The organism is Streptomyces sp. CLCI03 (assembly GCF_053615355.1).
This window is the reverse complement of record NZ_CM132132.1, coordinates 3,199,806-3,213,961: the sequence shown is the minus strand read 5'-3', so window position 1 is coordinate 3,213,961 and position 14,156 is coordinate 3,199,806. Positions and strand designations below refer to the sequence as shown.

Here is a 14,156-nt window from a genome sequence, read left to right as displayed (position 1 = left end):
CGCGCCTCGAACGCCGGCGAGGCTGGATCTTCAGCCTCGTCGGCGTTCGAGGCGCGGGGTCAGCACCCCGGAACGGCGCCGCACATGCGAAACGGGGCCCCCGGGGCGGCAAGCCCCGGGAACCCCGTAGCGGGACGTCAGTCCTTGATCTCGCAGATGGTGGCGCCCGAGGTGACCGAGCCGCCGACCTCGGCGGTGAGGCCGACCACGGTGCCGGAGCGGTGCGCGTTCAGCGGCTGCTCCATCTTCATGGCTTCGAGTACGACGACCAGGTCGCCCTCGTTGACCTGCTGGCCCTCCTCGACCGCGACCTTGACGATCGTGCCCTGCATCGGGGAGGCGAGGGTGTCGCCGGAGGCGGCCGGGCCGGACTTCTTGGCCGCGCGGCGCTTCGGCTTCGCGCCACCGGCGGCGGCCGTGCGGGCCAGGGTCATGCCCAGCGACGACGGGAGCGAGACCTCCAGGCGCTTGCCGCCGACCTCGACGACGACCGTCTCGCGGCCGGGCTCGTCCTCGACGTCGTCCGCGGCGGGGGCCGTGAACGCCGGGATCTCGTTGACGAACTCGGTCTCGATCCACCGGGTGAAGACGGTGAAGGGGCTGCCGTCGGTGGGGGCGAACGCCGGGTCGGCCACGACCGCGCGGTGGAAGGGGATGGCCGTGGCCATGCCCTCGACCTCGAACTCGGCGAGCGCGCGGGCGGCGCGCTGCAGGGCCTGCTCGCGGGTGGCGCCGGTGACGATCAGCTTGGCCAGGAGCGAGTCCCAGGCCGGGCCGATCACGGAGCCGGACTCGACGCCGGCGTCGAGGCGGACGCCCGGGCCCGACGGCGGGGCGAACTTCGTCACGGTGCCGGGCGCCGGGAGGAAGCCGCGGCCCGGGTCCTCGCCGTTGATGCGGAACTCGATGGAGTGACCGCGCAGGACCGGGTCGCCGTAGCCGAGCTCCTCGCCGTCGGCGATGCGGAACATCTCGCGGACCAGGTCGATGCCGGAGACCTCTTCGGTGACCGGGTGTTCGACCTGGAGGCGGGTGTTGACCTCCAGGAAGGAGATCAGGCCGTCGGCGGAGACGAGGAACTCGACGGTGCCGGCGCCGACGTAGCCGGCTTCCTTCAGGATCGCCTTGGAGGCGGCGTACAGCTCCGCGTTCTGAGCCTCGCTCAGGAACGGTGCCGGGGCCTCCTCCACGAGCTTCTGGTGGCGGCGCTGGAGCGAGCAGTCACGGGTCGACACGACGACGACGTTGCCGTGCGAGTCGGCCAGGCACTGGGTCTCGACGTGGCGGGGCTTGTCGAGGTAGCGCTCGACGAAGCACTCGCCGCGGCCGAAGGCGGCGACGGCCTCACGGACGGCGGATTCGTAGAGCTCCGGCACCTCTTCGAGGGTGCGGGCGACCTTCAGACCGCGACCGCCACCACCGAAGGCGGCCTTGATCGCGATCGGCAGGCCGTGCTCCTTGGCGAAGGCGACGACCTCGTCGGATCCGGAGACCGGGTCCGGCGTGCCGGCGACCAGCGGCGCGCCGGCGCGCTGGGCGATGTGACGGGCGGCCACCTTGTCGCCGAGGTCACGGATGGCCTGCGGCGGCGGACCGATCCAGGTCAGGCCGGCGTCGATCACGGCCTGGGCGAAGTCGGCGTTCTCGGACAGGAAGCCGTATCCGGGATGGATGGCGTCCGCACCGGAGTCGGCTGCGGCCTGGAGGACCTTGGAGATGTCCAGGTAGCTGGCGGCCGGGGTGTCACCGCCCAACGCGAAAGCTTCGTCGGCCGCGCGGACGTGCAGAGCGTCCCGGTCCGGATCGGCGTAGACGGCTACGCTCCCGATCCCGGCGTCCCGGCAGGCCCGAGCAACGCGGACAGCGATTTCGCCACGGTTGGCGATGAGCACCTTGCGCACGATGGCTCCCTCCTTGAAACAAGCTGAGTTTAGGGACAGCCCACACGGCCTTTCGACCCTTCCCCGGTGGTGACCTTGCCCACACAGAGTGTGATGCGGAGGTCGAACCGGCGGAGAACCCTTGTGGCGCCCCAGGTCAGGGGGATCCCCGACTGCACAGTAACCCCGTCATGTATCCAAGGTCTCTGTCCCCCGGGTCAGCGGCCCCGGGTGATTCTTTGTCGAGTCCCTACGAACGGCCCACAGTTTCTTTGCGGTCGTGAGAGGAGTTGTCCCCTTGTTTACTGATTGGTAGCCCGGTCGTCCCGCGGGGCGAACAGGGACAACACCGTACCCACAGCGGTGCGGCCCTCCCGGGCCCGGGCGGGCGGCAGCGCGCCGGGCGTGTCCTACGGATGGACGACAGCGGGTCCCGCGATCGCGCGGCGGCGGTGCCACCGGCGAGTTGACAACCAGGGCGGGCCGAACGGCGTCCTACGGACGGCGTGGAAGAACGACGACAGCGAGACGAGGGCGAGACGATGGCCTTGGCAGGCTTCTTACCGGGGCCCCTCCCCGGCCGATCCGACGTGGCGGGGGTCGGGTGCTGCTCACCGGCCGTCGAAGCGTGAGCGCCGGGGCGAAGGCGCCCGCGGATCCGGCCGGGCGCCGGGTCCTGTCGGCGGCGCTGTGCGCGAGCGCCCCGGCGGAGGTGCTCGACTTCCTGCTGCCGCTGTGGGCGGGGTCGACGCTACGGGCCGGGGCCTCCGTGGTCGGCGCGCTGATCGCCTTCGAGGCGGCGCTGTCGCTGATCGTGCGCCCGCTGGCCGGGGAGCTGGCCGACCGCTTCGACCAGCGGCGGGTGGCGGCGGCCGGTGCGGGTCTGTACGCCCTGTCGTTCGCGGGCTACGCGCTCGCCGACTCCCTGGTCGTGGCCTTCGCCGCGGCGGGCCTGGGAGGCGCCGGCGGGGCCCTGTTCTGGGTCGCGCTGCGGGCCTGGACCGGGCAGCGGTCGCAGGACGGTGACGGCACCTCCGCCTACGGCAGGCTGCTGTCCGCGGAGGGCCAGGGCGCCTTCCTCGGCTATCTGGTGGCGTTCTCCCTGCTGGAACGCGGTGGCTACGCACTGCTGTTCTGGCTGGGCGGCGCGGCCTGCGCGGTGGCCATGGTCTCCCTGCTGCGCGGGCCGAGGCAGGACCCGGCCCGGGTTGCGACCGGGCGCCGGGAGCGGTGTGGCGCGGCGGAGCGCCGGCTGGTGCCGCTGATGGTGGTGTCGGCGGTGACGGCCGCGGCCGAGGCGGGGCTGTGGATGCTCCTGCTGCTCCGGTTGCAGGCGGAGGCGGGGCTGTCCCCGAACGAGATCGCGCTGGTCTTCGCGCCCGGCTTCGTGGTGTTCGTCCTGCTGCCGGCGCACGCGCACCACCTCACCGGCCGGTTGGGGCGGACGCCGACCATGGTCGCCTCGTTCGTGGCGAGCGCGCTGTTCGCCGCGGGGCTCGCGGTGGTCTCCACACCGCCCGCCGTCGCCGTCCTGTGGGCCGTGGCCGCCGCCTGTTTCGCCGCGCAGATCCCGGTGGAGCAGGCGACCGTGGCCGCCGCCTCCGGGGGGCGGATCGGCCGGGCCATGGGCCTGTACGAGAGCGCCCGCCTGGCCGGCGTGGTGGTCGGCCCGCTGGTGATGGGCGTGCTCTACGAGGAGGCCGGCTGGGTCGCCGCCTGCGGGGCGGCCGCGGCCACCTCGGCCCTGGGCGCGCTCCTGGCGCCGTACGCGGTCCGCACCCTCGGCCTGCCGCCGGAGCGGAAGAAGCCCGGACCGAACACCGCCGCCGTGACGGCGGACCGTACGGCCGGAGCGGACCGGGCGGACGACATCGACATCGACAACGACACGGACGAAGGCACCGACATCGACACCGCCAGGGGTGGGGGCGCGGACATGGGGGAGCGGGAAGTGGCGGGGCGGTCGTCGGCGGGGGCCGTCCTCGGGCCGAAGGAGCACGCCCGCAAGGAGCGGCGGGACTGGTACATCCACACGGCCGCGTTCGCGCTCGGGCAACTGGTCCTGTGGGCCCTGGACTCCAGCTGGCTCGCCTGGCAGCTCACGGACGGCGCCGTGCCCGACGAGCAGCGCGGACCGCTGGTCTGGGCCGGCCGGATCTGGCTGACCGTCTGGGTGATCGACACCCTCTGGTCCTGGTCGTACACGGTATGGCCGCGGGAGAAGAAGCCGAAGTCGTCGGCGTAGCGGCGCCGTACGGCGGTCCGTGGGGCGGGAGGCGTCCGCAAGCCGGGTGTGCGGATGTCTTGCCCGCCGGGCTACCCGTTAGTAGCCTCCAGGCGTCGAACGGGCTTGTGACACGTGGGGGGTGGCGGCATCGTGCTGCGAAGACTCGTGGCCGGACTGGCCGCGATCGTGCTCGTCGTGGAAGCGGCGGTCCTCGTGCTCGTCCACATCGTGCTGGGCCGGACCACGGCGAACCAGTCGATGTCGATAGCCGGTAGCGATCCGGACGTCATGTCCAAGGCGACCTACGTCATGGGCGCGGGCATGGGCGCCTTCCTCGTCCTGTGCGCCGTGCTCTGCGCCGTCACGGCGATCCGCGACCGCGCCCCGGGACGCTTCGGCCGCGTCGTGCTCATCAGCGGCGCCGTCACCCACGGGGTGCTCGGCATCCTCTCCGTCGCGCTGGTCGGCTGGGCCGCCTTCGCGACGCTGATGCTGATCCTGTGTCTGCTCGTCCTGACCTTGACGTCCTACGCCGCCCGGTCCGGCGGAGACGGCGGCGTAGGACGTCAAGGTCAGGACACCCCGCCGCTGCCGCCCACGCCGCCGTTCGGGGAGCTCAAGCCCACAAGTCCGTGATGGACAGGCCCAGTTCGCCCAGCAGGGAACGCAGCAGCGGCAGCGACAGTCCGATGACGTTGCTGTGATCCCCGTCGATGCCGTCGATGAACGGCGCCGACAGCCCGTCCAGGGTGAACGCCCCCGCCACGTGCAGGGGCTCCCCGCTCGCCACGTACGCGGCCACCTCGGCGTCCGTGGGCTCACCGAAGCGGACCGTCGTCGAGGCCGTGGCCGAGACCTGCCGGCCGTTCGCCGTGTCGATCACGCAGTGGCCGGTGCGCAGCACGCCCGCCCGCCCGCGCATCGACTTCCAGCGCGCGGTGGCCTCCTCGGCGTCCGCCGGCTTGCCCAGCGCCTCGCCGTCCAGCTCCAGCACCGAGTCGCAGCCGATCACCAGGGCGCCCGCGGCCTCGTCCAGCCCCGCCACGACGGCGGCCTTCGCCTCGGCCAGCGCCAGCGCCAGGGCGGCCGGCTCGTCGTGGTTCAGGGTGTCCTCGTCGAAGCCGCTGACGATCACGTGGGGGGCGAGCCCGGCCTGTCGCAGCAGGTTCAGCCGGGCGGGGGAGGCGGAGGCGAGGACGAGCTCGCGCCCGGTCGCCCGGGGCTCTGGTGTCGCAGTCATGGTGGCCATCGTAGGCGCGGCCCGCACCCCCTAGAAGTGGCCCACACCCAGGACGTACACCACCACGAGCATGGCGAGGGCGAGCACCACGGTCAGCCGCCGGATCATCGCCTGCGCGTCGCGCATGTCCTTGGGCGGCTCGTTCTTCGGGTCGGACCAGAGCATGCCTCGATCCTGGCCCGGGAAAGGGGTGTGGCGCCTGAGTACGGGTACTCAGGCGCCACCGCCCGTTCGCACCGGTTCGGCTAGGCGGGCCAGTAGGTACGGCCCCAGGCGCGCGGCCCGGGATACGGCACCCGCCGCCGGGCCACCCGGGCCGGCGCCGACCACTCGTCCGTGGCCTGAGGGGCGGGCGACGGTGCCATGGCCAGCATCGCCGCGCGCGCCTGAACCACCGCCAGTGCGGCGGCCAGCTCCTCCGGGGTCGGGTTGCCCTTGACGACCTTGATCACCACAGAGTCCTCCTGGAGGGGCTAGAGCGGAATGTTGCCGTGCTTCTTCGGGGGCAGGGACTCCCGCTTGGTACGCAGCTGCCGCAGCCCCTTCACCACGTGCGCCCGGGTCTCGGACGGCATGGTCACCGCGTCGATGTACCCGCGCTCGGCCGCCGTGTACGGGTTGAGGAGCGCGTCCTCGTACTCGGCGATGAGCCGGGCCCGGGTCTCCTCCACCTCCTCGGGAGCGGCCTCCGCGATGGTGCGGCGATGCAGGATGTTCACCGCGCCCTGCGCGCCCATGACGGCGATCTGCGCGGTCGGCCAGGCCAGGTTCAGGTCGGCGCCGAGGTGCTTGGAACCCATGACGTCGTACGCGCCGCCGAAGGCCTTGCGGGTGATGACGGTGATCAGCGGCACGGTGGCCTCGGCGTACGCGTAGATCAGCTTCGCGCCGCGTCGGATGATTCCGTTGTACTCCTGGTCGGTGCCCGGGAGGAAGCCCGGGACGTCCACGAAGGTCAGCACCGGGATGTTGAAGGCGTCGCAGGTCCGCACGAACCGCGCCGCCTTCTCGGAGGCGTCGATGTCCAGGCAGCCGGCGAACTGCATCGGCTGGTTGGCGACGACACCCACCGGGTGGCCCTCGACCCGGCCGAAGCCGGTCAGGATGTTCGGCGCGAACAGCGACTGCGTCTCCAGGAACTCCGCGTCGTCGAGCACGTGCTCGATCACGGTGTGCATGTCGTACGGCTGGTTGGCGCTGTCCGGGATCAGCACGTCGAGCTCGCGGTCGGTGTCGGAGACCTCGGTGTCCGCCTCCTCCGGGAAGGAGGGCGGCTCGGAGAGGTTGTTCGACGGCAGGTACGCGAGCAGTGACTTCACGTACTCGATGGCGTCCTTCTCGTCGCCCGCCATGTGGTGCGCGACGCCGGACGTGCTGTTGTGCGTGCGCGCCCCGCCCAGCTCCTCGAAGCCGACGTCCTCGCCGGTGACCGTCTTGATGACGTCCGGGCCGGTGATGAACATGTGCGAGGTCTGGTCGACCATGACCGTGAAGTCGGTGATGGCGGGGGAGTACACGGCGCCGCCCGCGCAGGGCCCGACGACCAGGCTGATCTGCGGGATCACGCCGGACGCGTGGACGTTGCGGCGGAAGATCTCGCCGTACATGCCCAGGGCGCTGACGCCCTCCTGGATCCGGGCGCCGCCGGAGTCGTTGATGCCGACGAGGGGGCATCCGGTCTTCAGCGCGAAGTCCATGACCTTCATGATCTTCTGGCCGTAGGTCTCGCCGAGGGCCCCGCCGAAGACGGTGAAGTCCTGCGAGAACACGGCCACCGGGCGGCCGTCCACCGTGCCGTAGCCGGTGACGACGCCGTCGCCGTAGGGCCGGGTCTTCTCCAACCCGAAGTTGGTGGAACGGTGCCGGGCGAACTCGTCGAGCTCGACGAAGGATCCCTCGTCCAGCAGGAGGGCAACCCGCTCACGCGCCGTCAGCTTGCCCTTGGCGTGCTGCTTCTCCACGGCGCGGGCGGACCCTGCGTGGGTGGCTTCGTCGATGCGGCGCTGCAGATCCGCGATCTTGCCCGCGGTGGTGTGCATGTCGATCGGCTCTGACGGATGTGACATCGGGGTCGCGGCTCCCTGCGTGGTGTCAACTGCCTGGTCAATTGATTGACTACTGCTGGCTACTGGTGCGTAGCGTATCGGCGGGCATGGCGCTCGGCAGTGCGGCGTTTGACACACCTACATTGGGTTGCATGACGCCATCAGATGCCTCAGCAGGAGCTTCCTCCGGTCGCTGGTCGAGCCTGGACCGCCCGCCCCTCAATGCCGCCGCCCTCACGAGGGCGCTCGTCACCGGGGACGGGCTGTGGACCTCGCTGGAGGTCGTGGGCAGTACCGGGTCCACCAATACCGACCTTGCCACTCGGGCGGCGCGGCTGCCCGAGGGAGCCGTCCTCGTCGCCGAGGAGCAGAGCGCCGGGCGCGGGCGGCTGGACCGGAGCTGGGTCGCGCCCGCCCGGTCCGGGCTGTTCTTCTCCGTCCTGCTCAAGCCGGGCGACGCGGTGCCGCAGGAGCGGTGGGGCTGGCTGACCCTGCTGGCCGGGGTGGCGACCGCGACCGGGCTGTCCCGGGCGGCCGGCGTGGACACCGCCCTCAAGTGGCCCAACGACCTGCTGGTCACCGTCGACGGCGAGGAACGCAAGACCGGCGGGATCCTCGCCGAGCGGGTCGAGGACGGCGTGATCCTCGGGATCGGGCTCAACGTCAGCCTGACGGAGGACGAGCTGCCGGTACCGGCCGCGGGGTCGCTGCTGCTGGCCAAGGCCTCCGTGACCGACCGGGACCCGCTCCTGCGGGCCGTCCTGCGGTCCCTGGAGGAGTGGTACGGCAGGTGGCGCGCGGCCGGTGGCGACCCGGCGGCCAGCGGCCTCCAGGAGACCTACGCGGCGGGCTGCGCGACCCTGGGCCGGCACGTCCGCGCGGAGCTGCCCGGCGGGCGCACCCTCACCGGAACGGCCGAAGCGGTCGACACCGATGGCCGCCTGGTGATCCGTACGGCCGAGGGCCTGCACGAGACGGTGGGCGCGGGCGACGTCATCCACCTGCGTTCCGTGCACTGACACGGGACAGGGGCGCCGGGTGCGGCGTCGTACCGGGGCCGTGCGCCCCGGACCCCGCACCCAGGTCGCGGGCGGCCCGGAAGTGGGGAGGGGGAGTGAGCTACGGCACACCTGCCGTATGGTTTAGGCGATCCCGGTGCTCGTGGTGATCAACCGGTTCGCAGGGCAGTGCGCACGGAATGGACAGGAGGCGGCCCTTGACCGTCGACGACCCTACGTCCAGCGCGTCCGCCGGTGGCGGCTCCGCGTCCGGCCCGGGCACCCCGATCGGCCGTGACCAGCACACCCCGCACCACGAGGTCGATCACACGGCCCAGCCCACGGCGGATCCGCTCGCCATTCGGCTGGAGCAGCTGATCCTCGGTGCCGAGCGCAGGTACACGCCGTTCCAGGCCGCCCGGAGCGCCGGTGTGTCCATGGAGCTGGCCTCGCGCTTCTGGCGGGCCATGGGCTTCGCCGACATCGGGCAGGCCCGGGCGCTGACCGAGGCCGACGTGCTGGCCCTGCGCCGGCTGGCCGGTCTGGTGGAGGCCGGGCTGTTGTCCGAGCCGATGGCCGTGCAGGTGGCGCGCTCCACCGGGCAGACCACCGCCCGGTTGGCCGAGTGGCAGATCGACTCGTTCCTGGAGGGGCTGACGGAGCCGCCGGAGCCGGGCATGACCCGTACGGAGGTCACGTACCCCCTGGTGGAGCTGCTGCTGCCCGAGCTGGAGGAGTTCCTCGTCTACGTGTGGCGGCGCCAGCTGGCGGCCGCGACCGGGCGCGTGGTGCAGGTGGCCGACGACGACGAGATGGTCGACCGGCGACTCGCCGTGGGCTTCGCCGACCTGGTGGGCTTCACCCGCCTGACGCGACGGCTGGAGGAGGAGGAGCTCGGCGAGCTGGTCGAGTCCTTCGAGACGACGGCGGCCGACCTGGTGGCCGCGCACGGCGGCCGGCTGATCAAGACCCTCGGCGACGAGGTGCTGTACTGCGCCGACGACGCGGCGACGGCGGCGGAGATCGCCCTGCGGTTGATCGAGACGATGGAGCTCGACGCGCAGATGCCGGAGCTGCGGGTCGGGATCGCCTTCGGCACGGTGACCACCCGGATGGGCGATGTCTTCGGGACCACGGTGAACCTGGCCAGCCGGCTGACCTCCATAGCCCCCAAGGACGCGGTCCTGGTGGACGGGGCGATGGCCGAGGAACTCTCCCGGACCGGGGCCGCCCCGGTGTCGGAGAAGGAGGCCGAGACGGCGCCCGACGAGGGCGCGTCCTACCGCTTCGCGCTGCAGCCGATGTGGCAGCGGCCGGTCCGCGGCCTCGGCGTCGTGGAGCCCTGGTCGCTGACGCGGCGCAAGCCCAAGAACCCCGCCTGACGCGGCCGTGGGCCCTGGGGGGTGTCTCGGGGTGCCTCCCACCCGCGGGCCGGGCGCAGCCGTGCCCCGCAGCGGCGCAGCCTTGACCCGGTGGCCTCCCCGCGCACTAGAGTGCGGCGATAACGCTCGTTAACCGGGAGGGTCGCAGGCATGTCTGAGCAGCGCTTCGGAGAGTTCGTCGCGGTACGTCGGGAGGGCGACGGGCACGTCGCGGAGCTGGCGATGGACCGCCCCAAGGCGATGAACGCGGTGTCGACGGAGATGGCCCGGTCGATCGGCGCCGCCTGCGCGGCGCTCGCGGCGGACCCGTCGGTGCGGGTGGTGGTGCTGTCCTCCACCGCGGAGCGGGCCTTCTGCGTCGGGGCGGACCTCAAGGAGCGGAACTCCTTCTCGGACAGCGAGCTGGTCCGGCAGCGGCCGACCACGCGGGGGGCGTACGGGGGCGTGCTGGCGCTGCCGATGCCCACGATCGCGGCGGTGCACGGGTTCGCGCTGGGCGGCGGCTTCGAGCTGGCCCTGGCCTGCGACGTGATCGTCGCCGACGAGACCTCGGTGGTGGGCCTGCCCGAGGTGTCGGTGGGCGTGATTCCCGGCGGTGGGGGTACGCAGCTGCTGCCGCGCCGGGTGGGTGCGGCGCGGGCCGCCGAGCTGATCTTCACGGCGCGCCGGGTGGAGGCGGCCGAGGCGCTGTCCCTGGGGCTCGTGGACTCGCTGGTCCCGGCCGGCCAGGACACGGCCGAGGCGCTGGCGCTGGCGTCCCGGATGGCGGCGAACTCCCCGGTGGGTCTGCGGGCGGCCAAGCGGGCGCTGCGGCTGGGCCACGGGATGGACCTGGAGGCCGGTCTGGAGATCGAGGACGCGGCCTGGCGGACGGTGGCCTTCTCCGGTGACCGGGTGGAGGGTGTCGCGGCGTTCAACGAGAAGCGCAAGCCGAACTGGCCGGGGGAGTAGTCGGCCGGGCGGCGGTGTCGCCGATCACTTTTGGTGATCTTGGCGGCACCGAAAGTCGCACCAATTGTCTCCAAAACTGACAAAAGTCCCTAGCCTGGGGTGATGGGAGTCGACGGGCGGCTACGGGCCGTGGTGGAACTCGCCCAGGCGATGGCCGCGGCGTGCGCGCCGCGGGACAGCGTGCGGGCGGCCGCGCGGGGCGCGCGCGTGGCGCTGGACGGCTCGTTCGCCGCGATCTCCGCGTGGGAGCGGGAGCGGGGGCGCCTGCGGGTGCTCGTGAACGAGGGCGAGCGGCGGGCCGGCGAGGAGGAGTTCCCCGAGGACGAGTCCTACCCGGTGCACGACTTCCCCGAGATCACCGAGTTCCTGCACGAGCTCTGGGTGGGCGGCGGCGGCCCGCACGCCTGGGTGGAGAGCGCCGTCGGCGACCGCCCGGGACGGCGCGGGGACGCCCTGCGCCGCCGCGGCCGCGGGACCTGCGTGGTCGCGCCCGTCGTGCTCAGCGGCCGCGCCTGGGGCGAGCTGTACGTCGCGCGGGACGAGGGACTGCCCGACTTCGACGAGGACGACGCCGACTTCGCCACCGTGCTCGCCGCCGTGGTCGCGGCCGGTCTCGCGCAGAACGAGCGGCTGGAGGAGGCCCGGCGGCTCGCCTTCACCGACCCGCTGACCGGGCTCGCGAACCGGCGGGCGGTCGACATGCGCCTCGACGAGGCCCTGGAGGAGCACCGCCGGACCGGGGTGGTCGTCAGCCTCGTCGTCTGCGACCTGAACGGCCTGAAGAAGGTCAACGACACCCTCGGGCACGCCATGGGCGACCGGCTCCTGGAGCGGTTCGGGTCCGTGCTGAGCCTGTGCGGGGCGATGCTGCCCGGATCGCTGGTGGCGCGCCTGGGCGGCGACGAGTTCTGCCTGGTCGGGGTCGGCCCGACGGCGGACGAGATCGTCCGCGTCACCGAGGAGGTGTGCACCCGGGCGGCCGAGCTGGAGCTGGGCGAGGGCGCGGCCTGCGGGGTGGCCTCCACCGGCGACCCGATCGGGCTGGTGAAGTCCTCCCGGCGGCTGTTCCGGCTCGCGGACGCGGCCCAGTACAAGGCGAAGGCCGCGCGCTCGCCGAAGCCCGTCGTGGCGGGCCGGGACACCGCGGTGGTCCGGCTCGCGGACGCCGCCGCCGAGGAGGCTCCCGGGGAGCGGCGCCGGTTCCGGGGCCGCCAGTGATCGGCCGCCCGCGACATCGGTCCGTAAGGGGTCCAGCAGCGTCGCGATCGTGACAGTTCAAGCTAGTGACATGAAGCGATTCAATCCGTAGGGTGCTGAATATGGATATGCACACTGTCGTGGTGGGGACGTCCGGGACCACCGCCGAGGACGTCATCGCCGTAGCCCGCGGCAACGCACGCGTCGAGCTCTCCGCCGAGGCCCAGGGCGCCCTCGCCCGGGCCCGCGAGATCGTCGACGCCCTGGCCGCCAAGCCCGAGCCCGTCTACGGCGTGTCCACCGGGTTCGGTGCGCTCGCCTCCCGGCACATCAGCCCCGAGCTGCGTGCCCAGCTCCAGCGCAACATCGTCCGCTCGCACGCCGCCGGCATGGGCCCGCGCGTCGAGCGGGAGGTCGTCCGCGCGCTGATGTTCCTGCGCCTGAAGACCGTGGCCTCCGGTCACACCGGCGTACGCCCCTCCGTCGCGCAGACCATGGCCGACGTGCTCAACGCCGGGATCACCCCCGTCGTCCACGAGTACGGCTCCCTGGGCTGCTCCGGCGACCTCGCGCCGCTGTCCCACTGCGCGCTCGCCCTGATGGGCGAGGGCGACGCCGAGGGTCCGGACGGCACCGTCCGCCCCGCCGGTGAGCTGCTCGCCGAAGCCGGCATCGAGCCCGTCGTGCTCCGCGAGAAGGAGGGCCTCGCCCTCCTCAACGGCACCGACGGCATGCTCGGCATGCTGATCATGGCGCTCGCCGACCTCGGCAAGCTCTACACCTCCGCCGACATCACCGCCGCGCTGACGCTGGAGGCGCTGCTCGGCACCGAGAAGGTGCTCCAGCCCGAGCTGCACGCCATCCGCCCGCACCCGGGCCAGGGCGCCTCCGCCGCGAACATGGCCGCCGTCCTCAAGGGCTCCGGGCTCGTGCGCCACTACCAGGAGGAGACCGCCCCGCGCGTGCAGGACGCCTACTCCGTACGCTGCGCCCCGCAGGTCGCCGGCGCGGGCCGCGACACCATGGCGCACGCCGCCCTGGTGGCCTCCCGCGAGCTGGCCGCCGCCGTGGACAACCCGGTGGTCCTGCCCGACGGGCGCGTGGAGTCCAACGGCAACTTCCACGGGGCCCCGGTCGCCTACGTGCTGGACTTCCTCGCCATCGCGGCCGCCGACCTCGGTTCCATCGCCGAGCGCCGCACCGACCGGCTGCTCGACAAGAACCGCTCGCACGGCCTTCCGCCGTTCCTCGCGGACGACGCCGGTGTCGACTCCGGTCTGATGATCGCCCAGTACACGCAGGCCGCCCTGGTCAGCGAGATGAAGCGGCTCGCGGTGCCGGCCTCGGCCGACTCGATCCCCTCCTCCGCCATGCAGGAGGACCACGTCTCGATGGGCTGGTCGGCCGCGCGCAAGCTCCGTACCGCCGTCGACAACCTGACGCGGATCATCGCCATCGAGCTCTACGCCGCCACCCGCGCCATCGAGCTGCGCCACGGGCTGACCCCGGCCCCGGCCAGCCAGGCCGCGATCGCGGGCGCCCGCGCGGCGGGCGTGCAGGGTCCTGGGCCGGATCGTTTCCTCGCCCCTGACCTGGCCGCCGCCGACGAATTCGTCCGTACGGGCGGCCTGCTGGCCGCGGTGGAGCCGGTGACGGGTCCGCTCGCCTGACGCCAGGCCGCGTACGCGCGGAAGGGCCGCCCCGGGATCCGTCCCGGGGCGGCCCTTCGCCGTGTCTACAGCGCGTGCGAGCGGCGGACGGAGAAGGCCACGAAGCCCGCCCCGACGCCGAGGAAGAGGGTGCCGCCCAGGAGGTAGGGGGTGGTGTCCACGGATCCGGTGGCGGCGAGCAGGGGCTGCGGGCGCGAGCCCGGCCCGGAGGCCGTTCCCGTGACCGTCCCGCGGGCGTCGGAAACGGAACCGGAGTCGGTGGAGTCGGTCGGGTCGGTGGCCGCCCGGGCGGCGTTCGCGCCCGTGGGCACACCGGAACGGGTCTCCTCGACACCGGCGGAGGTGGCACCCGCCGATGGCACGAACCACAGGGCGGCGAGGAGGGTGGTCGCTCCGAGAGCGGTGAGCAGCGGTCGGCGTGCGGACACGGTGCGATCCCCCTTGTGGCAGCAGCGAATTGGCCGTGTGCGGTGATGCTACGGAAAGGGGCGGGTCGTGGGAAAGTCGGGGCTTCCGCGGGCTTACTCTCCGTCGTATGAACTCTTCTGAGACATCACGTTACGTAC

Annotated in this window: 13 protein-coding genes; 7 read left to right on the top strand and 6 right to left on the bottom strand. The window is 72.8% G+C overall.

What is annotated here, in order from left to right; genetic code table 11:
- Positions 1 to 137: 137 nt before the first annotated feature.
- Positions 138 to 1,901: an ATP-binding protein gene (locus ACWG52_RS14580; protein WP_389807580.1), complete on the bottom strand. Its 1,764-nt coding sequence runs from the start codon at positions 1,899 to 1,901 to the stop codon at positions 138 to 140.
- Between the two features lie 607 nt (positions 1,902 to 2,508).
- On the opposite strand from ACWG52_RS14580, the gene ACWG52_RS14575 reads away from it, so the two are divergent.
- On the top strand, positions 2,509 to 4,125 hold the full coding sequence (locus ACWG52_RS14575; RefSeq protein WP_453128895.1) for an MFS transporter: 1,617 nt from the start codon (positions 2,509 to 2,511) through the stop codon (positions 4,123 to 4,125).
- Between the two features lie 132 nt (positions 4,126 to 4,257).
- Positions 4,258 to 4,743, top strand: coding sequence for a hypothetical protein (locus tag ACWG52_RS14570; protein ID WP_389807577.1), 486 nt, complete (start codon positions 4,258 to 4,260; stop codon positions 4,741 to 4,743).
- Here ACWG52_RS14570 and ACWG52_RS14565 read toward each other — a convergent pair.
- The 4 genes from ACWG52_RS14565 to ACWG52_RS14550 all read right to left on the bottom strand — a co-directional run bounded on the left by ACWG52_RS14565 (position 4,724) and on the right by ACWG52_RS14550 (position 7,413).
- Positions 4,724 to 5,347, bottom strand: coding sequence for a nucleoside triphosphate pyrophosphatase (locus ACWG52_RS14565; RefSeq protein ID WP_390166124.1), 624 nt, complete (start codon positions 5,345 to 5,347; stop codon positions 4,724 to 4,726). The genes ACWG52_RS14570 and ACWG52_RS14565 overlap by 20 nt on opposite strands.
- A gap of 30 nt (positions 5,348 to 5,377) precedes the next feature.
- Positions 5,378 to 5,512, bottom strand: a complete 135-nt coding sequence (gene mmpB, locus ACWG52_RS14560; protein WP_266353118.1) for a morphogenic membrane protein MmpB — start codon at positions 5,510 to 5,512, stop codon at positions 5,378 to 5,380.
- Positions 5,513 to 5,592: 80 nt separating this feature from the next.
- Positions 5,593 to 5,799, bottom strand: coding sequence for an acyl-CoA carboxylase epsilon subunit (locus tag ACWG52_RS14555; protein ID WP_389808221.1), 207 nt, complete (start codon positions 5,797 to 5,799; stop codon positions 5,593 to 5,595).
- Positions 5,800 to 5,820: 21 nt separating this feature from the next.
- Positions 5,821 to 7,413 (bottom strand): acyl-CoA carboxylase subunit beta, encoded by a 1,593-nt coding sequence (locus ACWG52_RS14550; RefSeq protein WP_389807574.1) that lies wholly within the window; start codon positions 7,411 to 7,413, stop codon positions 5,821 to 5,823.
- A 131-nt stretch (positions 7,414 to 7,544) separates the two neighbouring features.
- Between ACWG52_RS14550 and ACWG52_RS14545 the strand changes: the two genes are divergently transcribed.
- From ACWG52_RS14545 to hutH, 5 genes are all read left to right on the top strand, one after another.
- Positions 7,545 to 8,411 (top strand): biotin--[acetyl-CoA-carboxylase] ligase, encoded by an 867-nt coding sequence (locus tag ACWG52_RS14545; protein ID WP_389807572.1) that lies wholly within the window; start codon positions 7,545 to 7,547, stop codon positions 8,409 to 8,411.
- 197 nt (positions 8,412 to 8,608) lie between these two features.
- Positions 8,609 to 9,772: an adenylate/guanylate cyclase domain-containing protein gene (locus tag ACWG52_RS14540; protein ID WP_301367019.1), complete on the top strand. Its 1,164-nt coding sequence runs from the start codon at positions 8,609 to 8,611 to the stop codon at positions 9,770 to 9,772.
- Between the two features lie 150 nt (positions 9,773 to 9,922).
- Positions 9,923 to 10,723 carry an enoyl-CoA hydratase/isomerase family protein gene (locus ACWG52_RS14535; protein WP_389807570.1) on the top strand — a complete coding sequence of 267 codons (801 nt, stop codon included), beginning with the start codon at positions 9,923 to 9,925 and terminating at the stop codon, positions 10,721 to 10,723.
- A 102-nt stretch (positions 10,724 to 10,825) separates the two neighbouring features.
- Positions 10,826 to 11,941, top strand: a complete 1,116-nt coding sequence (locus ACWG52_RS14530) for a diguanylate cyclase domain-containing protein (protein WP_453128890.1) — start codon at positions 10,826 to 10,828, stop codon at positions 11,939 to 11,941.
- Positions 11,942 to 12,048: 107 nt separating this feature from the next.
- Positions 12,049 to 13,590, top strand: coding sequence for a histidine ammonia-lyase (hutH, locus tag ACWG52_RS14525; protein WP_033219676.1), 1,542 nt, complete (start codon positions 12,049 to 12,051; stop codon positions 13,588 to 13,590).
- A 65-nt stretch (positions 13,591 to 13,655) separates the two neighbouring features.
- Here hutH and ACWG52_RS14520 read toward each other — a convergent pair whose 3' ends face one another.
- A complete protein-coding gene (locus tag ACWG52_RS14520) occupies positions 13,656 to 14,018 on the bottom strand; it encodes a hypothetical protein (protein WP_389807566.1) in 363 nt (120 codons plus the stop codon).
- Between the last annotated feature and the right edge of the window lie 138 nt (positions 14,019 to 14,156).